Genomic DNA, 18,409 nt, shown 5'->3' on the forward strand with positions numbered 1-18,409 from the left:
TATCAAGGTTAAAATTTTTAAACGAAATAATTCTATCTAAAAAGAGAATTGCTAGTTTGAGGAAAATAAAAAATTACCTAATTGAGATATTAATTGTTGTAACAGTAGCAAATTTGAGCCTAGTAGATTCAATTTGGAGTGAGCGATTTCGCGGACCTATTTCGATCCAAGAGAAAAGAATCAAAGATTATAAATCGGAATTGAGCTCAGAGAATCCTAACTATCCAAAAGAAATGCATTTGTTCTTTCAAGAGTTGATGGGAGATTATGCAATATTTTATGATTTAGATGGCAATACTGTTCACTTCAAATACAGAAGGAATAAATGGGATCGTGATGCAATAGAAGCTGTCCATAATTTATTACCAAGTCGTTCTTACAAAGTTCAAGGAGAGTTCACTGGAATTCTGTTTTTTGGAAAGAATCTAGAAGGCCGCAAGCAAGCGATTCCTGTATTTCTTCCCAATAACGAAAACCTTGAATTGGAATGGAAAAAAGAACCAGACACAATACCAGTATTTAAACTTGTATCATACAATGAATCCTATTCGGACACGATCATTTTTGAATCACCAAATGAACAATAGATTGAAAGATCAGAATATCCAATTGTATTGAAGATTCATAAATAGAAAACTACCTTCGCGATTGATTCTCTCCGAAGAAGTGATGTTCCATTCTATGAATTCTGTGCGAAATCTAAATCGTAATATTTTTGCTCGATCAGACAGTGCAATTTGTACGGTATCGTATCCAGAAAACCGTTCTACCGGACTACGAAATCTGTTAGTCTCTGCTTGAAATAGAACACTTGTCTCAAGCTTCCAACCATTTCCTCGAAAGTTCAATCCAGCTTCCGTTGTCCGATCCCCGTTGTATCGAATCTCTCGACCAATCAGCCAATCAATAGACTTACCATGATACATCCAGAGAATTGCATCTGCTCTTGTAAAATCTTCAAATCGTTTGCCATCCATTTCTGACCAATAGGAATAATCACGGTACCGATATACTGGGCTTCCAAGCACAGTCTCCCAGATTCCCCATCGTATACTTTGGTAACGCTCTCTTTGTCCAATCTCTACAGAATCAAATGCTTCGATTCTATGATAGGGTCCTATCCCAATAGCGATCCAACTGTTGATTGCATTTTCTTGACTAGATTGAAAACTATCACTACTCTGTAAGAGAAATCCATTGTCGTCTTTATAGGTGAGACCTTCAAGATAGAGTTTAGATTCTGGGTGTTCGATTTTTGTATGGAAGATTCCGAAGTAGTCAGTCTTAGTTCCGATCGCTTCACCATTTAAAGTAAAAAGTACCTTAGTCTTGCCAGGATAAAATTTCATTGGCGTTCGGTAAAAATTCGCATACAATGATCTTTTTTCGGTTTCGGGAGAGTAGGTAACAGCTAATGTTTTTTCGGGAAAAACCAAAGAAAAACCTGGTTTATCGCCCGTTATATCTTGGGAGAAAAATATTCCAGGTGAGAAGTATCCTGGAAGAAAATTTAAAAAAGCGGACTCACGGATCGGTTGGTTCTCGCCTAAAGTATTGTAAAATTCTGGATCTTTTGCAAAGAAAAATCCTGGAATGGATTTGTATCTATGACCGAGACCTAGATCTATATAATCATTTTTGTAGGAAATTGATCCAAGACTTCGATCGCCGCGACTCTCACCCAAAACGGAAAGTCTTTTCCATCGCATCTCACCGAAATTCGTGACCTTAGATGATTCTTTTGCGTCAGCATATCTGGATTGGAATTGTTGAACCGAACCACCGACCGAAAATTGCACTTCATCTTCTTTGTCTTTTGGTTTGAAGGAGTGAGCAGAAACGATTGTGGGTTCTTTTCTCTTTTGCTCGGTTTTTTTGTATTGAGTAGCGTATTTGTAATCTTTTTGCTTATTGGATTGAGACTTTGGAGTTGGTGCCGACTGCAATGGAGCAATCGGAATCATAAAAATCATCCAACAGAATAAATTTACTCTCACCAGAACTCCATAAAATAGCAAATCAATCAATCGAACTCGAGAATTGCCGGGAATCGCATAGAATCGCACCATACTGATCTATTTCTTGGGTTGGGGAAAAAATGGGAATTTTGGGCTGGATTTTGAATATTTTCGCAAAAAAAAAATCAAAAATCGCCAATTTTGTCCAGGGTTTACAGTAATATTTTCATCAGATAAGAAAAACTACTTGTCTATTTACTACTCAAGAAGTAAGTAGTAGAAACAGGTGTTTAGTAGAATTTCTTGTTGTACTTTTAAATATTATGTCGTCTAATAAATAGGCGAGGAGGAATAACCTATGGTGATACGATCCCTTTACCAACCCGTCTACCATCGCGAGAAGAAAGGCGGCCTTCCAGGTGCTGTTTCTCAGCCGGTTAAGAACCGTGCTGATGATGGTAACAAAACTTTCGAAGACTATCTAACGGATTCATTCCGTGGAGAAGTCGTTCAACAGGGCACATGGTTTGCTCCGCAGATTTCGGAACTTAGCAAGAGGAACTTAAGGAAACTCTAGGTTGTCTTTCGCTCTAAGGGCAGGGTCGCAGGCATCTGGCACAGACCCTCGCTCACGAATTTTGCGTGATCCTGCATTGCTTGAGGATTGGGAGCTACTTAGCATTTTGCTTAGGACGGGAAGTCATAAGACGGACGTCTATAAGCTATCCCAAGAGATCCTCATCCATGTAGGTGGACTTGCAAATTTTGCCTCGTTCTGTCAATCAACACTCCCCAATATACCTGGACTTGGACTAGCGAAGAAGACAACTCTTCTTGCTATTAGTGAGCTCGCATCCCGTATCCGAAGATCCGATCTTTTGCAAACGATTAGTCCTTTTCCCTTGTGTGACCTCTACAATAGTTTATGGCTACTCACTGCGAGAGAAACTAGGGAATGCTTCTATATCATCACTTTTAGTTTAGAGGGTTTGGTTCGTCGGGTGGAAAAAGTTGCAACTGGAACCTTGACTGAAGTGAGCATACATAAACGAGACCTTGCAAAAGTTGCTCTCGACGATTCATCTGGATATTGCCTTATAGCCCACAATCATCCTCAGCAGACTTGCCTTGCATCCATTGCCGACTTCAATCTATTTGCAGAATTGCGACGATTCTTTGCTGAGTTAGAGATTTCCTGTTTTGATCAATGGGTGCTTGGAATTGACGGACTCTATTCTTGTCGCCACTCTCAAGTTCTCGATTGCAAGAATTGGAGTCGTGATTTTCTTCCAGAGGAATACTCATTTCTAACCGATAATTTATCATAAGGAAATGAATGGTAAGTGAATCTATGAGTTTGTCATATCTTAGGATCATCTGGGTTCTAGTCCGTAGAGATTACGCACTTCAATATGCAGGAAGTTTTCTTGGCATCACTTGGATGCTATTGCAGAATCTTACTTTAATTTTTATCTATGCATTTGTGTTTCTATTTTCGAATCTAAGAAATCCTGGCACACAAGCGGATTACAGCGGTTATGTGTTCTCTGGATTGCTTTTTTGGATCCCGCTTCAAGAGCTTCTTACTCGAGGGACAAGTATCATCACAGACAATCGCCAATTGATCAAAAGATCAAGTCTTGGAATGGATATTTTTCTCTGGGTTCCGTATTTCCAATATTTGATACATTTCTTTGCGACTGCGATTCCAATCGTGATCCTACTTCAATACTATTCTTCAGTGAATTGGGTTGGATTGATTGTGGCCTTTGTCTGGATGGGTTTTATAGGACTCTATGTAATGCTTCTCATCAACTATCTTTCCCGATTGAATATCATCATGAAAGATATTTCACCTTTGGTGCGTCTGCTTTCGCAAATTTTATTCTGGACACTCCCGATTCTCTATTATCCAAATGGAATCTTGGGTACGATCAATAGTTTTCATCCGTTTAATATTCCTCTAGATATTTTTCGTTCGCTGATTTTGGAAAGTTATACAAGTCCTTTTGTATTCTACTCCTTTATCCCTTTCTTACTTGTATTTTTTATGATCTGGTATTTTTCTAGAAATCGATTTCATAAGGTTGTGTTAGACCAACTTTGATCTCACTCAAGAAAGTAACCAAAGACTATCATGGTTTCTCAGGAGCATTGGATCGAATCATAAGCGGCTTAAGTTTTGGTTATTTGGGTGGAAAAGTTCGCTTCCGCGCATTGAATGATATCAATTTAGAATGCAAACCAGGAGAGATTCTTGGAATCATTGGTCGTAATGGTGCCGGCAAATCCACTTTATTGAAAGTCATAACGGGTGTTAGCGGGTATGATTCTGGCTCAATTGAAGTGTCAGGGAAAGTTCGATCCATTTTGGAATTGGGTGTTGGATTCAATCCAGAACTTTCAGGTGAAGAAAATGTTTTCTACAACGGTCTCGTCTGGGGCTATTCCACTACAGAAATCTATCCCGTAATGGAGAAGGTTTTTGATTTCGCAGGACTCCAAGATTTTCGTAATACTCCAATTAAGAATTATTCTTCAGGCATGATCATGCGATTGGGGTTTGCACTCGCGACGGCAACTGCGCCAGAAGTTCTTGTTGTCGACGAGGCACTTGCTGTTGGAGATGCGAGTTTTCAGCAGAAATGCATCCAAAGATTCTACGACTTCCAAAAGCTCGGAACAACAACAATTATCGTTAGTCACGATCTTACGCTTTTGTCTCAACTTTGCTCTCGAATCATTGTTATGGAAAAGGGTTCGATCATCTATGACGGAGATTCCATTACAGCTGTGCGCAAATATATGCTAACAATAGCAGGTGATTCCAACGAAGGGAAAACGGATTTCGCAATTGGGAATCGATTGCAGAAATTAGATTGGAAATTAGTTCGCAGCGGCGTCGAGAATCCGACTCTTTTTTTTGTTGGTGATGAAGTGAGTTTGCAAGTGGATTTTATTTTGCGAGAAACGCTTCCACAGATAACTGTGGGTTTTCATCTAGAAGATGCAAGTGGACTCAAAGTATTTGGAACATCTAGTTTCCATCTAGGAAATTTTTTACATGATCTGGAACCCGGTGTAGTGCATTCAGTTGTTTTCCATTTTCCCTTAAATATTGGCGTTGGGAAATATTCTCTCGGACTCAGTCTCCATAAAGGTGACAGCCATGTTACAGATTGTTACTATTGGGGTGAGGGATTATTCTCATTTGAAGTTGAGAGAATCCAAGTTCCGAAATTCATCGGGATGTCCTATCTTCCAGTTCGCATGGAATATACTGCAGAATAAGAACATAAAATCTTTCTTTCCAGATAAATTTCCAAGCAAAAACTGGCAAACATGAAAGTATGCGTAATTGGAACTGGATATGTTGGCCTCGTTGCAGGAACTTGCTTTGCAGAATACGGAAATGACGTTATCTGCGTTGATAAAGATGCAAAGAAAATTGAAAATTTACGAAATGGTATCATCCCAATCTACGAACCTGGTCTATCCGAATTGGTTCTCAATAACGCAAAAGAGCAAAGATTAAAATTTACGACCTCACTCAGCGACGGTGTTCAAGCAAGTGACTTTGTTTTTATAGCTGTAGGAACTCCTACTTTAGCAGACGGATCTGCTGATCTGTCAATGGTCTACGGCGTCGCAAAAGAAGTCGGTCTTGCTATGAACGGTTACAAAATTGTTGTAGATAAATCCACCGTTCCTGTTGGCACAGCAGACGGAGTCAAAAAAGTTCTATCCGAGAACACCAAACATCCATTTGATGTTGTATCCAATCCTGAGTTCTTGAAAGAAGGTGCAGCAATTGAAGATTTTATGAAACCTGAGAGAGTTGTAATAGGTGCTGATTCCGACAAAGCTCTTGATTTGATGGCAGAGCTTTACAGTCCGTTCGTTCTGAACGGTAATCCGATTCTAAGAATGAGCCTGCGTTCAGCTGAACTCACTAAATATGCATGCAATGCTTTTCTTGCGACTAAGATTTCTTTCTCGAATGAGATAGCCAATCTATGTGACGCCGTGGGTGCGAACTATGAAGACGTAAGAAAAGGAATGGGAACTGATTCAAGAATTGGTAGGCAATTCTTGTATGCAGGAATAGGTTACGGTGGTTCGTGCTTTCCAAAAGATGTCCAAGCACTCATCAAAACTTCACAAGAGTCCGGGTCTCCCGTTCGAATCATTGAAATGGTTGAAGAAGTAAATGAAAGCCAGAAGACAATTCTCTTGAGTAAAATATTAAAACATTATAATACAGAAGACCTTTCTGGCAAAACTTTTGGAATATGGGGACTTGCTTTTAAACCGGGAACAGATGATATGCGTGAAGCTCCATCCATTCCTTTGATCTTAGAACTGCATAAACGTGGCGCAAAAATCCAAGCTTTCGATCCAGTAGCCAAAGAAACATCCGAGTACTACTTCAAAGGTAAAGTAGAATATAAAGAAAATCCTTATGAAGCAATCAAAGGTGCAGATGCTCTATTGCTTGTAACTGAGTGGCGCGAATTCAGGGAGCCGGATTTTACTAAGATAAAATCCTTATTAACATCACCTGTTATTTTTGATGGAAGAAATCAATACAAACCTAAGAATATGGAGAAGCTTGGTTTCTCGTACTATTCAATAGGAACTAGATAGGATAGTGACTGAAGATAGTTGGCTAAAGCGTTGGAACGAACGTTATAGAGAAATCGAATATGCTTATGGCGAAGAGCCAAACGATTTTCTAAGAAGCCAATTGTCCAAGTTACAACCTGGGAGAATTCTTTTTCCAGCTGATGGAGAAGGTCGTAACTCTGTTTATGCGGCAAAACTTGGCTGGAACGTTTCTGCATTTGATATAAGTTCTGAAGGCAAAAAGAAAGCAGATCAACTTGCAGAAAAAAATCAAGTAATTATTGATTATCAAGTCTGTGATATAGAGAAACTAAAATACAATTTAGAAGAATTCGATGCAATTGCTTTGATATATGCTCACTTCCCAGCAAATTTGAAATCGTATTATCATAAAACCCTAGATAAATATCTAAAAACTGGTGGAATAATTATATTTGAAGCATTCAGCAAAAAGCATATCGACTATATTAAGGCTAACGAAAAAGTCGGCGGACCTCGCGACATTGAGAGCCTTTTTTCTATAGAGGAAATGAAACAAGATTTTGCAAATTATCAAATATTGGAATTGGAAGAAACAGAAATCGAATTAAAAGAAGGTCAATATCATAATGGAATAGGATCCGTTATCAGATTTATTGGAATGAAGAAGTAGGTTACAAACTCATTCATTAGAATTAATTGATGAGAACCGACTACTTCTCACCTACCTGCGGTATTTATTCTTGTCGATTTTTCTCTTTGCAAATCTTTCATTCAAAATCGCATTGGCTGTATCGTTCTCGGAATAGCCCTGTGGATCGCGATTCATTATAAATTTTCGTATGATCCAAATTGCTGCAACCAGGATAACAATTCCGATTATCCAAATGAAAAGCATATCAAATCCCTCTTGCGTAGATACGTCCATAATGATTCACTCCTAATGACCGATTTAACTGTTTTTGAAATAGTTTACAACCTCAAAAACGTAAAATATCATTTTAAATTTTCAATTTGACAATAATTATTTAACTCAAAAATGATTTGAAACTCTTGTCGCATTAAAGAAGTATTGTAGAGTTTAGCTTGAAGCTTAGGAGCCAAAATGTTCGGTATACGATTTATAAAAACTAGACCCATAGACTATGTCATTCAATTTGCATCTGGTAAGATTAATAAGAAGGGTGCAGGGTTAAGTTTTTTCTATTTTGCACCATCATCCACTCTTGTGATAGTGCCAGCCGATACAAGAGATGCACCTTTTATCTTTCAAGAGATGACCAAGGACTACCAAGACATAAGCATCCAAGGACAAGTTACTTTCAAAGTCAACAATCCTGAAAAGTTAGCATCCCTACTTGATTTCACCATAGATGGGACGGGTCGTTATATGGGAGATGGGATTGAAAAATTGAATCTAAGAATGACGAATCTTATCCAAGTTGCCGTTCGAGAAAAATTTCGTTCTCTGGATCTGACTGAGGCACTCACAGCTGCTTCAGAGTTGTATGAACCAGTTCTACAGCGTCTAAAAAGTTCATCAACATTGGTTGAGTTGGGAATTGATGTATTGGATTTTAATATTCTAAAAATTAGTCCAGCACCAGAGATGGCTCGCGCACTTGAAGCAACCACTCGAGAAGGATTCTTACAAACAGCGGATGAGGCAGTCTTTCACAGAAGAAATTTTGCTGTTGAGCAAGAAAGAAAAATCAAAGAAAACGAATTGCAAACACAAATAGCTGTAGAAGAAAAAAATCGAACCATTCGTGAAACGAAAATGAATGCAGAAATCTCCGTTCAAGAAAAACAAAAACTTGTAGAAATCGCAAAGATGGAATCTGTACAAGCAATTGAATCTAAGAAATTAGAAATTGAACAATTGAAATTGAATTCTAGAATCGAACAAGAGAAGAAGAAAACCGAACTCATCAGTAGCCAAACAAAGAATATGTTAGAATATGCGAAAGCAAAAGGTGCTTCTATGAAAGAGGAATTGTCTGCTTTCAAAGAGATTCCCATTGAATTTATGGAGGTTCTTGCATCCAACCAAATGGATAGTTCGAAACTCATTGCCCGAGCATTCCGAGATATTGCGAAGAATTCAGAAAAAATCGGTAATCTAAACATAAGTCCTGATTTATTGAATATGCTAATGGACAAAGAAAATCCAAATGTTTAGTATTAGAATCCTAAGGATTATTATGATATTCGAATCCTTGATGTGAGTACGAATTGTTCGATAAAATTGTAATTGTAACTCGTAGCACTCGTCTTGAAGAAAGTATTAGAAAGTTTAATACGAAAGGGCAAGCTAAGTTCTATGTTACAAATCGTGGACAATCTTTTGAAGATTATGAATTGGAGTATGATAATTATTCCAAAGCAAAAGAGCAAGTAATTCGAGCAATCGATCCAGGAATCAAATACCATCTCATTGATCGATCCTATCTTACCAATTATGTTTTTGGTCCAAATGATTTGGTTCTAACATTGGGTCAGGATGGATTGGTTGTTAACACTGCAAAGTACCTAACGGGGCAGCCAATTTTTGCTGTAAATCCTGATCCAGCGAGATTTGACGGAGTTCTATTGCCTTTTACAACGGATGATATCCAAACCAATCTCAGTCGTGTATTCGAAGCTCAACCTTCCTTCCATGATATCACAATGGCACAGGTTCAATTGGGCGATAATCAGAAACTGTATGCCTTCAATGATTTTTTTATAGGACCGAAATCACAATCTAGCGCTAGATATACGATTCATTATAGATCGGAATCGGAAAGACAAATTTCTAGTGGCATCATCGTTTCAACGCCTGCAGGTTCGACTGGTTGGTTTAGTTCTGTTTTCAATATGGCAAATGGAATGAATCGTTTTGCAAATTCTGAAATACAATTAACTCTCACTCAGATGAGTTGGAGCGATAAGCGCCTGTTATTTGCAGTCAGGGAACCTTTTATGAGTCAATGGAGTAAAGCAGATATTGTAGCTGGAACTGTGGATTCAGGCGAAGAGTTGGTTCTTGAGAGTCATATGCCAGAAAACGGTGTCATTTTTTCTGATGGAATGGAGACTGATTTCTTGGAATTTACAACAGGAACTACGGCTAAAATTAAATTAGCCGATAAAATCACTAAATTAATTGCAGCATCGCAGAAAGGATAAACTATATGGGAACCAAATCAATTTTAATCACTCAATGTCTACAGAATGATTTTGTCGAGCCCATTCAGAAATACGATCCTATACCTAATTTATTGCATGTAGGTTATGCGGAAGCTCATAGAATTATGGGCGAGAATCCAAGTGAAGGAGCTGTAATAGCTTTCATGGAATGGGCGATGCTTGAGGAAAAATCTAAGAACCTCGAGATAATTCATATTCGAGATTGGCATGATCCAAATAATCCGGAAGAGGCAGATCATCTCAATCAGTTCAGTCCTCATTGCTTGCAGAATACAAAAGGTGCCGAGTTTGTTTATCAATCGCTTCTGGGACAATCATTAGAAAAACATAATATAGTAGATGCATCGGGGCTTAATGATTTTCATAAAACAAATTTAGAAACTATTATACGTGAAATCACTTCGATCGATGGGTCAGCGCGAGTCGGCTTGATAGGCGTCTGGACAGAGGCCAAAATCAGTTTCCTCGCTTATGAGTTGGTTACAAGATATCCGAATTTCCAGATTGGAATTTGCAGCGCACTTACCGCAAGTTCAACAAGGCATATGCACTATGTTGCACTGGATCAAATGCGCAATCTACTTGGCATAGAAATATTTACATCCATTGGAAGCTTTAGTGAATTCCTGACTGGCAAAAGTATTTCAATACTACCTGGATCTAAAAGAAATAGTAGAACAAAAGTTAATTTTATTTATAAAGATGATTTTAAGCCAACTGAGATCGATCAAGATATTTTATACTATTTGTATAGAGATTGTCAGATGGTTGAGTTCCATTGTCTGGATGGTGGATTCTCTGGGAATGTGGTTCTCCGTGCCAAAAGTATCGATGCATTCGGACACAAGCAAGTACCAACCGTTATAAAGATTGGCGCAAGAGATCCCATCGCTAAAGAGAGATCTTCCTTTGAGAGAATAGAGGAAGTATTGGGGAATACCGCTCCAAGAATTGTAGATTTCGCAGAAATCCAGGAGAGGGGTGGAATCAAATACAGATATGCTGCGATGATCGAAGGTAGAATGGAAGTTTTCCAAGATCGTTATGAGAGCGGAAGTGACTTAGCGGAAATTTTTGCATTATTAGATACAGTTTTTATCAAACAGTTGGGAAGACTCTATGATGCATCAGAGCCAGAAAAATTGAATCTATTAGAATATTATGATTTTTCATCTAAATATGCAAAATCAGTTCGAAAAAGAGTAGAGGCAATTCTTGGACGAGAAATTGGAATGGAAGAGAGTATATCGATCATAGGTGGAAATACTGGCGACAAAGGTATTTCTATTGATCAGGAAAAATCAGGCAATGAAGGAGCTGGATCTATAGGCAGTGCCCATTCTCAAGAAGTCTACAATGTTTGTCTTTTTTACGAACGGGATTTACAAGAACTCAAAGAAATTGGTTCTATTCCTCACTATGTGTCTTATATTCATGGTGATCTAAACGGGAAGAATATAATTCTAGATTCGCAGAACAATGTTTGGTTGATAGATTTTTTCCATACGCACCGCGGGCATATTCTAAAGGATCTCCTCAAATTAGAAAATGACCTTTTGTATATTTTCATGAAGATCGATGATAAAGATTGGGATGAAGCTTGTCTCTTGATTGATACAATCTTGGGAATGGAAGACTTGGGAGTTCCATTGTCAGAATCTTTGGTTAACAATTTTACATCTGAGAAAATACAGCGAACATATAGAACGGTTTGCAAATTGCGATCATTCTATCCTAAGCTTATCCAATTGGATCGAGATCCGTACCAAATGTACGTTGGGTTTCTTCGTTATGCTATGCATACTTTGTCATTTGATGAATGCAGCGATATTCAGAAAAGGCTCGCTCTCTATGCAGGTTGTAAATTGGCTAAATTAATACGGGATTCCTTATTATTATCTAAGAGACTCAGAATAGATTTTATACCGATTCCTAATAGAAAAGGAAAAATTGGATTAACTATTTTGCCTGGAAGGAAAGATAGAAACCGAAATCTATCAGATGATTTGAATGTCCTCAAAGAAGAAGGAATCAAAAAAGTTTACTCACTCATTACAGAAGATGAATATAGAGAATATGGTGTGCCCAATTTAAAGTGGGGTTATGAAGAAGCTGGCTTATCTTTTTTGTCATTCCCGATCTTGGATCAAGGCATTCCCGCAAGAGAAGATCTCCCGAAGATAATCGACGATATCGACCAAGAATTGCAATCAGGAAATAATGTCTTAGTGCATTGTGTTGGTGGACTTGGTCGGTCTGGGACTATTGCCGCAGCTTATCTAATTGCAAAATCAGGAATTGGTGCTGAAGATGCTATTCGAACTGTTCGACAACACCGATCTGAACGAGCTGTTGAATCGAAAGAGCAGATCAATTTTTTATTGAATTCTTAATCAATCGAATATTCAAAATTTGATAACTATTTATTCGTAATTTAATAGTAATTTTTTAGTAACTAATTAGCTATTTGTTGACTAATTGTTAATTTTTTGTTGACTCATCATTCATCCAAAAATGGTTCCATTCTTTCCAATAAGATTCTTTTGTTCTCACCAGCTTGCAATGATACGATTCCGCGAATGATTGCATGTCTCTCTCGTGATTTTTTCTTAGCATAACTTTTTAGTTTGTTGCTCAATGGAAGAAAAAGTAAGTTTGCAAATGCAATTCCATAGAAGGTTGCGATAAAAGCCGTTGCAATTCCTTGACCAAGAGCCGCTGTTCCTGCTCCCAGATTTTCTAAGACATGGACTAATCCAAGAACCGTTCCGATAATTCCAACGGTAGGTGAGAAGCCGCCTGCAGTTTCCAATACTTTAGCACTGAGTTTGTCTTCTTCTTCGGATTCTTCTGCAGCTTCGATCAGTATCTCTTCCAATGTTCTTGGGTCAGAGCCATCTACTACAAGTCGAACGCCTTTGGATAAAAAAGGATGATTGATTCTTCCGATCTCTTCTTCTAGAGCAAGCAGTCCGTCCCTGCGAGCGATCTCAATAAATTTTTGAAAAGTTTTCTTAAGATCTAAATCTCTACCAATTCCCATTGCCTCTAAGAAGTGGATCTGAAATTTACGAATCTCTGCCATTGAGTAAGAGGCAAAAGTTGCGCCAGCTGTTCCACCCAAGATTAGAAATAAGGAGGAAATTTTGAAAAATGCAAATAGACTTGCCCCTTCAATGAAGATTGCGAATAGAACTGCGAGGACTGCGAATAGAATTCCGATTAAACTTGTATTCATTTTTCTCCCAGATATAGAATATAAAGAAAAGGATATAGCTTGTCCAGACGATTTCTTCGTTTCTTACATAAGGTATCGAAGAATAATAAGAATAGGAAAACAAAATGAAAAAGCTTCCCACAAAAGGATAGATTCTTGAATTGATGATTCCAAGTCCGAGCCAAGGAATTAGATACCAAGGATGGATGACTGGACTAAGCAAAAGCAACAAATTGTAAACATACAGAAAGCCTCTCGGTAAAGAAATTTCTTTACGATTCCGGTAGGCTGTTTTTGCAAATTGGAAAGAAAGTAATATAAGAAAAATTCCAAATATTATCCAAATTATAATTCCTGTTTGGGCATATTGTATATTCCAAGATGCAAGAAAGTATTTGAGTAGATAATTCATACTAGAAAAAAACTCAAAATAGGAACTGTACAATCCAATACCCAATTCAAACTGTGATAGCAGTCCATCAGAAATTAAATACAACCATAGAATGATAAAAATAAAACTTGGAGCAAAGAAATTTATATTAATTCTCCAGTTGAATGTAAAACTATTCCGAAAATTTCGACAGTTTCGAAAGTAAATAAAAGGAATAAAAATTATTGGTATGAGTTTTGTCCAAATAGCTAAGCCAAATGAAAAACCTGCAAGGCTGTATTGTGCTTTCTGCCATAGAATAATTGTAAGTAGAATGAAGAATAACATAACGGTTTCTAGGTGAATATTGCCGGTCGTCTCCATAATAACCATTGGATTCCAAGCATAGAATATAATAAAATTTGAATTTCTTTGCAGAATGATTCGAAAGAGAATTAGATTTCCAATCTCGAAAAATAATAGAATTAACTTCAGGAACAAAGAAAAGATGAATAGATTTGATTCAAGGTTGTTATTGCCAAACCAGCGCATGGACGAGAGGCTAATCATTCCAAGAAAATGTTGTATCGGCGGATAAAAAGAAAAATAATCTGCCGAGTTCATTTTTTGGATTAGAAATTGAAAATCGCCGAATTGATTCACAATTTCCATTGGAGCGTGAAGATATGGACTCACGCAATCGCCAACCAAGATTGCATCCCAGAGTATCCTGTAGTAGTCTTCGCTCCAATTGGGTTCAATAAATAAAGTAGGTATTCTTAGAACAATTCCTGTGAATATTAAATAGATTCCTATATTTTTTGTATAAATATATTTATAAGGAATTAATAGGAATCCTAGAATTCCTAATAAAAAAATTGCTATCGTTGTTGATTTATCAGTAAAAGAAACCAATGCGATAATAGTGAATAGTAGAGCGATAAATCTTACGTTTGGATAAGTTTTCCACTCAATAAAAAATTTCGAAATCGCAAGGGAAAATATTGTACTAAGGATTTTCTTTCCTGCAAGAAAGCTTCCTTTGAGATTTCCACTTACCTTAGATTCTCCTTCTTTTCTCTTGCGATAATTGACTGGAATTTCCCTATATGGAATATTCAACATTGCGATTTTTGCCTGCATTTCGACAGTCCATCCGAAGTCAGGATCAGACATTTTCAATTTTTCTAAACTTGTGTATCGAATTGCTCGAAATGGCCCCAAGTCTGTAAATTTAATATTATAAATAAATTTGAGTAAAAAGCAGGAAAGTTTATTCCCAAACTTTTGAACAAAACTGAGGGATCCAATTTCCGCAATTCCTAAAGTTCTCGATCCAATTGTTACATCCACTTCGCCCGTATCAATCGGTGAGATTAGATCTCGAATTTCGGTTGGATCATCCGAGCGATCAGCATCCATAAAAACAATGATAGACGGTTTGCGAATAGAATCTTCTACATACTGTAGTGCTCGAAGACATGCGCTACCATAGCCTTTCTTTTTTTCATACACGACAATTGCCCCATATTGCTTGGCAATTTCTGCTGTTTTATCAACTGATCCATTGTCGGAAATAATTATTTTCTCAGGAGGATACTGAATGTTTTGTAAATCTATTAGAAGATTTTTTATGTTTTTTTCTTCATTTAATGCAGGAATGATTATCCAATAGGATGTCTTCATTATTGAATCGGATTCAATTCTTTCCAATTTTTTGTTGAAGATTTACTCGACTGTATATCATAACGAATTTCTAAGAGGTTTGTTGAAAGCGGATAGAATTTATCCAATTCTTTTACTTTCGCTGAGTAACGAGGGTTTACTTGATCTGCATTTTCCATCATGATTTTTGCATTTTCTTTACTTAAGCGAATATGCTTAGCTTGAATGAAAATTTCTTCAGGAAAACTATCGGTCTCTCTATTTTCTTGTATTGAAGTTTTGGATTTGCTAATATTTTCTAAGTCATAGGGCAGTAGTATCGTTAGATTTCGTTTTTCCATTGGTGCCAATCTATTGTCATCATTGAGCTTAGCTTTCGGCCACCATTCCCATACTTGACCTATGCGAATTGTATCTTTTCCTAATATATTGCCTTTTGCATCTCTAAGTTGAAGTGAAATTTCAATCGCTCGCTCAGGATCACCTGTTGGAAGTTTATGGGCCGTGTTGGTATTCTGAATATTGAGATTCACTTCAATACCTTGCTCTGTATTTTTAATTCCAGAAACGGCAACTCTCAATGCAGGTTCAAATCCCGATTCAGGAAGTGATCTGTATAGGTCGAAATTTTTGGGAACACCTCCTCCATAGAAACTATGTTTATGAGAATTACGAATTGGCTTATTCAATTCTGCTTTAACGATTGATCGTTTAACATTTGGTAGATGGCAATTCGAACAGTATTTTTCTGATTCAGGTAGATGCTTGGATTCAGCCATTTCATCTCCTGTTTTGAAATAGCATACAAGTGATGTATCTAAATTGTGTTGTACATTATGACAATCATTGCATCGATTGCGAAGCGCTTGCTTGTCTATCTTGACTGGATGTGGAGGGTTTGTATTTCCAATTGAACCCAGAATATAGGAATCACCGTTGTCGTCTTGTCTAACATGACAAGTTGCACATGTTACTCCTTCTTCGCGCATGCTAGGATCAAAACCTTCGTTAGCAACGTGCACAGGTTTTCTATAGTCATGAGACTCAAGTCCTGTGATAAAACTTTCTCTTTGATTTTGAATCGGAATATGGCAATTAAGACAAATCCAAGCAGGTCCTGGATCTTTTGCAAGTTCACTCTGGAATTGTAAGTCATGTAAGGCTTGAGAATGAGTAGAAGTTTGCCATTCCTTATAAATTGCCGTATGGCAAGTTCCACAATCTGAAGCTTTGATACCAGGAATTCCTGAGACATTCTTCAGTTGCGGAATCACTTTCGCCCATTGTTTATTTGGAAAAACTTCTTCTACTTTCGCAATCTTACTATTAGGCTTACTGCATGCATTCCAAGCAATCGCAGAAAAGCTAAGCAGTAAGATTGTTATGCAAAAAGATAATTGCTTCAGTTTAGTCTAAACCTTTTACCAATGGATAAGTATCAGATGGAAGACTAGACCATTCCCACATAGATCCAGGATAGTTATGAGCATCATAGCCATTTGATACTAAAACAGCCGTTAGCCAGCCTGATCGAATTCCACCTGTGCAATAGCTTACAAGAATTGATTTATCGTTGATGCCCTTACTTGCGAGCTTTTTCTTAATTTCCTTGGACGAGAGAACTTCTCCATTTTTGTCTAGAAAATCTTTATAAAATAAATGTTTAGCGCCTGGAAGGTGACCACCGCGCGACTCTCCATAAGGATTTCCACCAATAAACTCTCTAGGCTCTCTTGAATCGATGAACACAAAGTTTTGATTGGATAATGAATTGCGAACATCATCTGCAGATACTGTGTACAATTTTTTGGGAATATTTATAAACAAACCTTTCTTAGCTGGTGCAGGAATTTCTTTTGTAGGCTTGTGCCCGAGCTTTACAAGTGCTGGAAATCCTCCGTCAACAATGAAAGATTTCTTATGACCTAGACTGCGAAGCGTCCAAGCAATCCGTCCTTCTTCTCCCCAACCATTGAGCGGATCTCCGTAAACCAAGACTTCACTATCATTAGAAATTCCTAATTCTTGGAATTTTTGTACAAGTTGTTCGGAAGGCAATAGATTGCCTTTTAAAGGGACAGAAGGTTCTGAGAGTTCTTCCCAAGTGAGCGATCTTGCGGTTTCGATATGCCCTTCCAAATAGAATTTTGGATCTCTTGCATCAATTAATATGACAGAATTGGAAAGGATCTTTTTCTTAGAATCGATCGGATTGACGAACCAGGATTCTGAAGCGACCAGATTTGTGTAAGAAACCAGTATAAAAAGCGCAGATAAAACAATTCTTTTCATGGTGAACCTTCCTTTTTCTAGTGCCATGTTGTTATCATGGAAATATTCGTCAATATATTAGATATTTGGGTGATCAGGAAAATCGCAGTTTTTTGGTATCAATTCCTTGCTTATTCAGCCATTCCCGATTGAAGATCTTAGATTGGTATTTTGCCCCCGTATCACAGAGAATGGTCACGATCGTCTTACCTGGTCCAAATTGCTTAGCAAGTCTATAGGCAGAAGCTACGTTGATTCCAACAGAACCTCCCATAAATAAACCGTCTTCGTATAACATTCGATATATGGATTCAATTGCTTCTTGATCAGGGATATGATACACTCCGTCACAAGGCGAACCTTCTAAATTTTTGGTAATTCGCATATTACCGATTCCTTCTGTAAAAGAATTGCCTTCAGCTTTGAGCTCACCCGTTTCATAATATGAACCAATCCCTGAACCATAAGGATCGGCTATCCACGTTTGTATTTTGGGATCAACGGATTTGAAATATTGACTGATACCTGCATAAGTTCCACCAGTTCCAATAGAAGTTGTAAAAAAGTCTATCTTACCATTTAGGTCATGGAATATTTCTGGAGCTGTTGATTCGAAGTGAGCACGTCTGTTATCAATATTATCAAATTGATTGACCCAAAATCCGTTCCTTTCGTTCGCAATTTTCTCCGCTTGCCTCTGATAGTTACCTGGATCTGAATAGGGCTTAACTTCCGCAAGAATGAGTTCCGCACCAAGTGTACGCAAAATATCTTTCTTTTCTTGGGCTTGACTCTCGGGCATAACAATCACAGTCTTATAGCCTTTGGAATTGCATATATGAGCTACACCAATGCCTGTATTACCGGCAGTTCCTTCAACCACAAGCATACCTTTCTTCAAGCGACCATCCCGCTCTGCAGATTCAATAATATATTTCGCTGCTCTATCCTTGACTGAGCCACCTGGATTCATGAACTCTGCTTTGCCATAGATATCGCAACCAGTTTCGTTGCTTATACTATTCAAGCGAATTAAAGGGGTATTGCCGACTGATTCTGAAAATGATTTGTAGATTGCCATTGAATTATCTATAACAATTTTGGAATGAATGCTTTCCTTTGCAAGTCTTA

General features: G+C 37.7%; 17 protein-coding genes. 10 read left to right on the plus strand and 7 right to left on the minus strand.

Going from position 1 to position 18,409, the window contains the following annotated elements:
* The first annotated feature begins 56 nt into the window (after nt 1–56).
* Nucleotides 57–587, plus strand: coding sequence for an LIC_11959 family protein (locus O4O04_RS05470; RefSeq protein ID WP_272534716.1), 531 nt, complete (start codon nt 57–59; stop codon nt 585–587).
* A 9-nt stretch (nt 588–596) separates the two neighbouring features.
* Here O4O04_RS05470 and O4O04_RS05475 read toward each other — a convergent pair whose 3' ends face one another.
* Entirely contained in the window at nt 597–2,069 is a 1,473-nt protein-coding gene (locus O4O04_RS05475) for a hypothetical protein (protein WP_272534718.1), read from the minus strand.
* A gap of 247 nt (nt 2,070–2,316) precedes the next feature.
* Here O4O04_RS05475 and O4O04_RS05480 point away from each other — a divergent pair, with 247 nt between their 5' ends.
* From O4O04_RS05480 to O4O04_RS05505, 6 genes are read left to right on the plus strand one after another with little or no spacing between them, the layout of a single operon-like run.
* On the plus strand, nt 2,317–2,535 hold the full coding sequence (locus tag O4O04_RS05480; RefSeq protein WP_272534719.1) for a hypothetical protein: 219 nt from the start codon (nt 2,317–2,319) through the stop codon (nt 2,533–2,535).
* Nucleotide 2,536: 1 nt separating this feature from the next.
* Entirely contained in the window at nt 2,537–3,286 is a 750-nt protein-coding gene (locus tag O4O04_RS05485; RefSeq protein ID WP_272534721.1) for a JAB domain-containing protein, read from the plus strand.
* A gap of 8 nt (nt 3,287–3,294) precedes the next feature.
* Nucleotides 3,295–4,065: an ABC transporter permease gene (locus tag O4O04_RS05490; protein WP_272534722.1), complete on the plus strand. Its 771-nt coding sequence runs from the start codon at nt 3,295–3,297 to the stop codon at nt 4,063–4,065.
* A complete protein-coding gene (locus O4O04_RS05495; protein ID WP_272536028.1) occupies nt 4,065–5,249 on the plus strand; it encodes an ABC transporter ATP-binding protein in 1,185 nt (394 codons plus the stop codon). The genes O4O04_RS05490 and O4O04_RS05495 overlap by 1 nt, the downstream gene beginning before the upstream one ends.
* 51 nt (nt 5,250–5,300) lie before the next feature.
* On the plus strand, nt 5,301–6,605 hold the full coding sequence (locus O4O04_RS05500) for a UDP-glucose dehydrogenase family protein (RefSeq protein WP_272534723.1): 1,305 nt from the start codon (nt 5,301–5,303) through the stop codon (nt 6,603–6,605).
* A 4-nt stretch (nt 6,606–6,609) separates the two neighbouring features.
* On the plus strand, nt 6,610–7,236 hold the full coding sequence (locus O4O04_RS05505; RefSeq protein ID WP_272534724.1) for a class I SAM-dependent methyltransferase: 627 nt from the start codon (nt 6,610–6,612) through the stop codon (nt 7,234–7,236).
* A gap of 51 nt (nt 7,237–7,287) precedes the next feature.
* Here O4O04_RS05505 and O4O04_RS05510 read toward each other — a convergent pair whose 3' ends face one another.
* The gene (locus tag O4O04_RS05510) at nt 7,288–7,491 is read right to left on the minus strand and encodes an SHOCT domain-containing protein (protein WP_272534725.1); all 204 of its coding nucleotides are present in this window, start codon (nt 7,489–7,491) and stop codon (nt 7,288–7,290) included.
* 177 nt (nt 7,492–7,668) lie between these two features.
* On the opposite strand from O4O04_RS05510, the gene O4O04_RS05515 reads away from it, so the two are divergent.
* Genes O4O04_RS05515 through O4O04_RS05525 form a run of 3 tightly spaced genes read left to right on the plus strand, consistent with a single transcriptional unit; the run spans nt 7,669 to nt 12,148 of the window.
* On the plus strand, nt 7,669–8,745 hold the full coding sequence (locus O4O04_RS05515; protein ID WP_272534726.1) for an SPFH domain-containing protein: 1,077 nt from the start codon (nt 7,669–7,671) through the stop codon (nt 8,743–8,745).
* Nucleotides 8,746–8,798: 53 nt separating this feature from the next.
* Nucleotides 8,799–9,734, plus strand: coding sequence for a diacylglycerol kinase catalytic domain-containing protein (locus tag O4O04_RS05520; protein WP_272534728.1), 936 nt, complete (start codon nt 8,799–8,801; stop codon nt 9,732–9,734).
* Between the two features lie 5 nt (nt 9,735–9,739).
* Nucleotides 9,740–12,148: an isochorismatase family protein gene (locus tag O4O04_RS05525; protein WP_272534729.1), complete on the plus strand. Its 2,409-nt coding sequence runs from the start codon at nt 9,740–9,742 to the stop codon at nt 12,146–12,148.
* Between the two features lie 107 nt (nt 12,149–12,255).
* On the opposite strand, the gene O4O04_RS05530 is transcribed toward O4O04_RS05525, so the two are convergent.
* The 5 genes from O4O04_RS05530 to O4O04_RS05550 all read right to left on the minus strand — a co-directional run bounded on the left by O4O04_RS05530 (nt 12,256) and on the right by O4O04_RS05550 (nt 18,359).
* Nucleotides 12,256–12,993 carry a motility protein A gene (locus O4O04_RS05530; protein WP_272534731.1) on the minus strand — a complete coding sequence of 246 codons (738 nt, stop codon included), beginning with the start codon at nt 12,991–12,993 and terminating at the stop codon, nt 12,256–12,258.
* Complete coding sequence (locus O4O04_RS05535; protein ID WP_272534732.1) at nt 12,929–15,028, minus strand: glycosyltransferase family 2 protein; 2,100 nt, start codon at nt 15,026–15,028, stop codon at nt 12,929–12,931. The genes O4O04_RS05530 and O4O04_RS05535 overlap by 65 nt, the downstream gene beginning before the upstream one ends.
* A complete protein-coding gene (locus O4O04_RS05540; protein ID WP_272534734.1) occupies nt 15,028–16,281 on the minus strand; it encodes a multiheme c-type cytochrome in 1,254 nt (417 codons plus the stop codon). Before O4O04_RS05540 ends, O4O04_RS05535 begins: the two co-directional genes overlap by 1 nt.
* Before the next feature lie 133 nt (nt 16,282–16,414).
* Nucleotides 16,415–17,299: a sulfurtransferase gene (locus O4O04_RS05545; protein WP_272534736.1), complete on the minus strand. Its 885-nt coding sequence runs from the start codon at nt 17,297–17,299 to the stop codon at nt 16,415–16,417.
* Nucleotides 17,300–17,372: 73 nt separating this feature from the next.
* Nucleotides 17,373–18,359 carry a cysteine synthase A gene (locus tag O4O04_RS05550; protein WP_272536029.1) on the minus strand — a complete coding sequence of 329 codons (987 nt, stop codon included), beginning with the start codon at nt 18,357–18,359 and terminating at the stop codon, nt 17,373–17,375.
* Between the last annotated feature and the right edge of the window lie 50 nt (nt 18,360–18,409).

The sequence above is a fragment of the Leptospira sp. GIMC2001 genome (assembly GCF_028462125.1).
Taxonomy (GTDB): domain Bacteria; phylum Spirochaetota; class Leptospiria; order Leptospirales; family Leptospiraceae.

Coding starts and splice junctions, on each gene's coding strand:
- O4O04_RS05475 (WP_272534718.1), bottom strand. CDS start 2,069: ATGGTGCGATTCTATGCGATTCCCGGCAATTCTCGAGTTCGATTGATT.
- O4O04_RS05480 (WP_272534719.1), top strand. CDS start 2,317: ATGGTGATACGATCCCTTTACCAACCCGTCTACCATCGCGAGAAGAAA.
- O4O04_RS05490 (WP_272534722.1), top strand. CDS start 3,295: ATGGTAAGTGAATCTATGAGTTTGTCATATCTTAGGATCATCTGGGTT.
- O4O04_RS05500 (WP_272534723.1), top strand. CDS start 5,301: ATGAAAGTATGCGTAATTGGAACTGGATATGTTGGCCTCGTTGCAGGA.
- O4O04_RS05510 (WP_272534725.1), bottom strand. CDS start 7,491: ATGGACGTATCTACGCAAGAGGGATTTGATATGCTTTTCATTTGGATA.
- O4O04_RS05515 (WP_272534726.1), top strand. CDS start 7,669: ATGTTCGGTATACGATTTATAAAAACTAGACCCATAGACTATGTCATT.
- O4O04_RS05525 (WP_272534729.1), top strand. CDS start 9,740: ATGGGAACCAAATCAATTTTAATCACTCAATGTCTACAGAATGATTTT.
- O4O04_RS05530 (WP_272534731.1), bottom strand. CDS start 12,993: ATGAATACAAGTTTAATCGGAATTCTATTCGCAGTCCTCGCAGTTCTA.
- O4O04_RS05535 (WP_272534732.1), bottom strand. CDS start 15,028: ATGAAGACATCCTATTGGATAATCATTCCTGCATTAAATGAAGAAAAA.
- O4O04_RS05545 (WP_272534736.1), bottom strand. CDS start 17,299: ATGAAAAGAATTGTTTTATCTGCGCTTTTTATACTGGTTTCTTACACA.
- O4O04_RS05550 (WP_272536029.1), bottom strand. CDS start 18,359: ATGGCAATCTACAAATCATTTTCAGAATCAGTCGGCAATACCCCTTTA.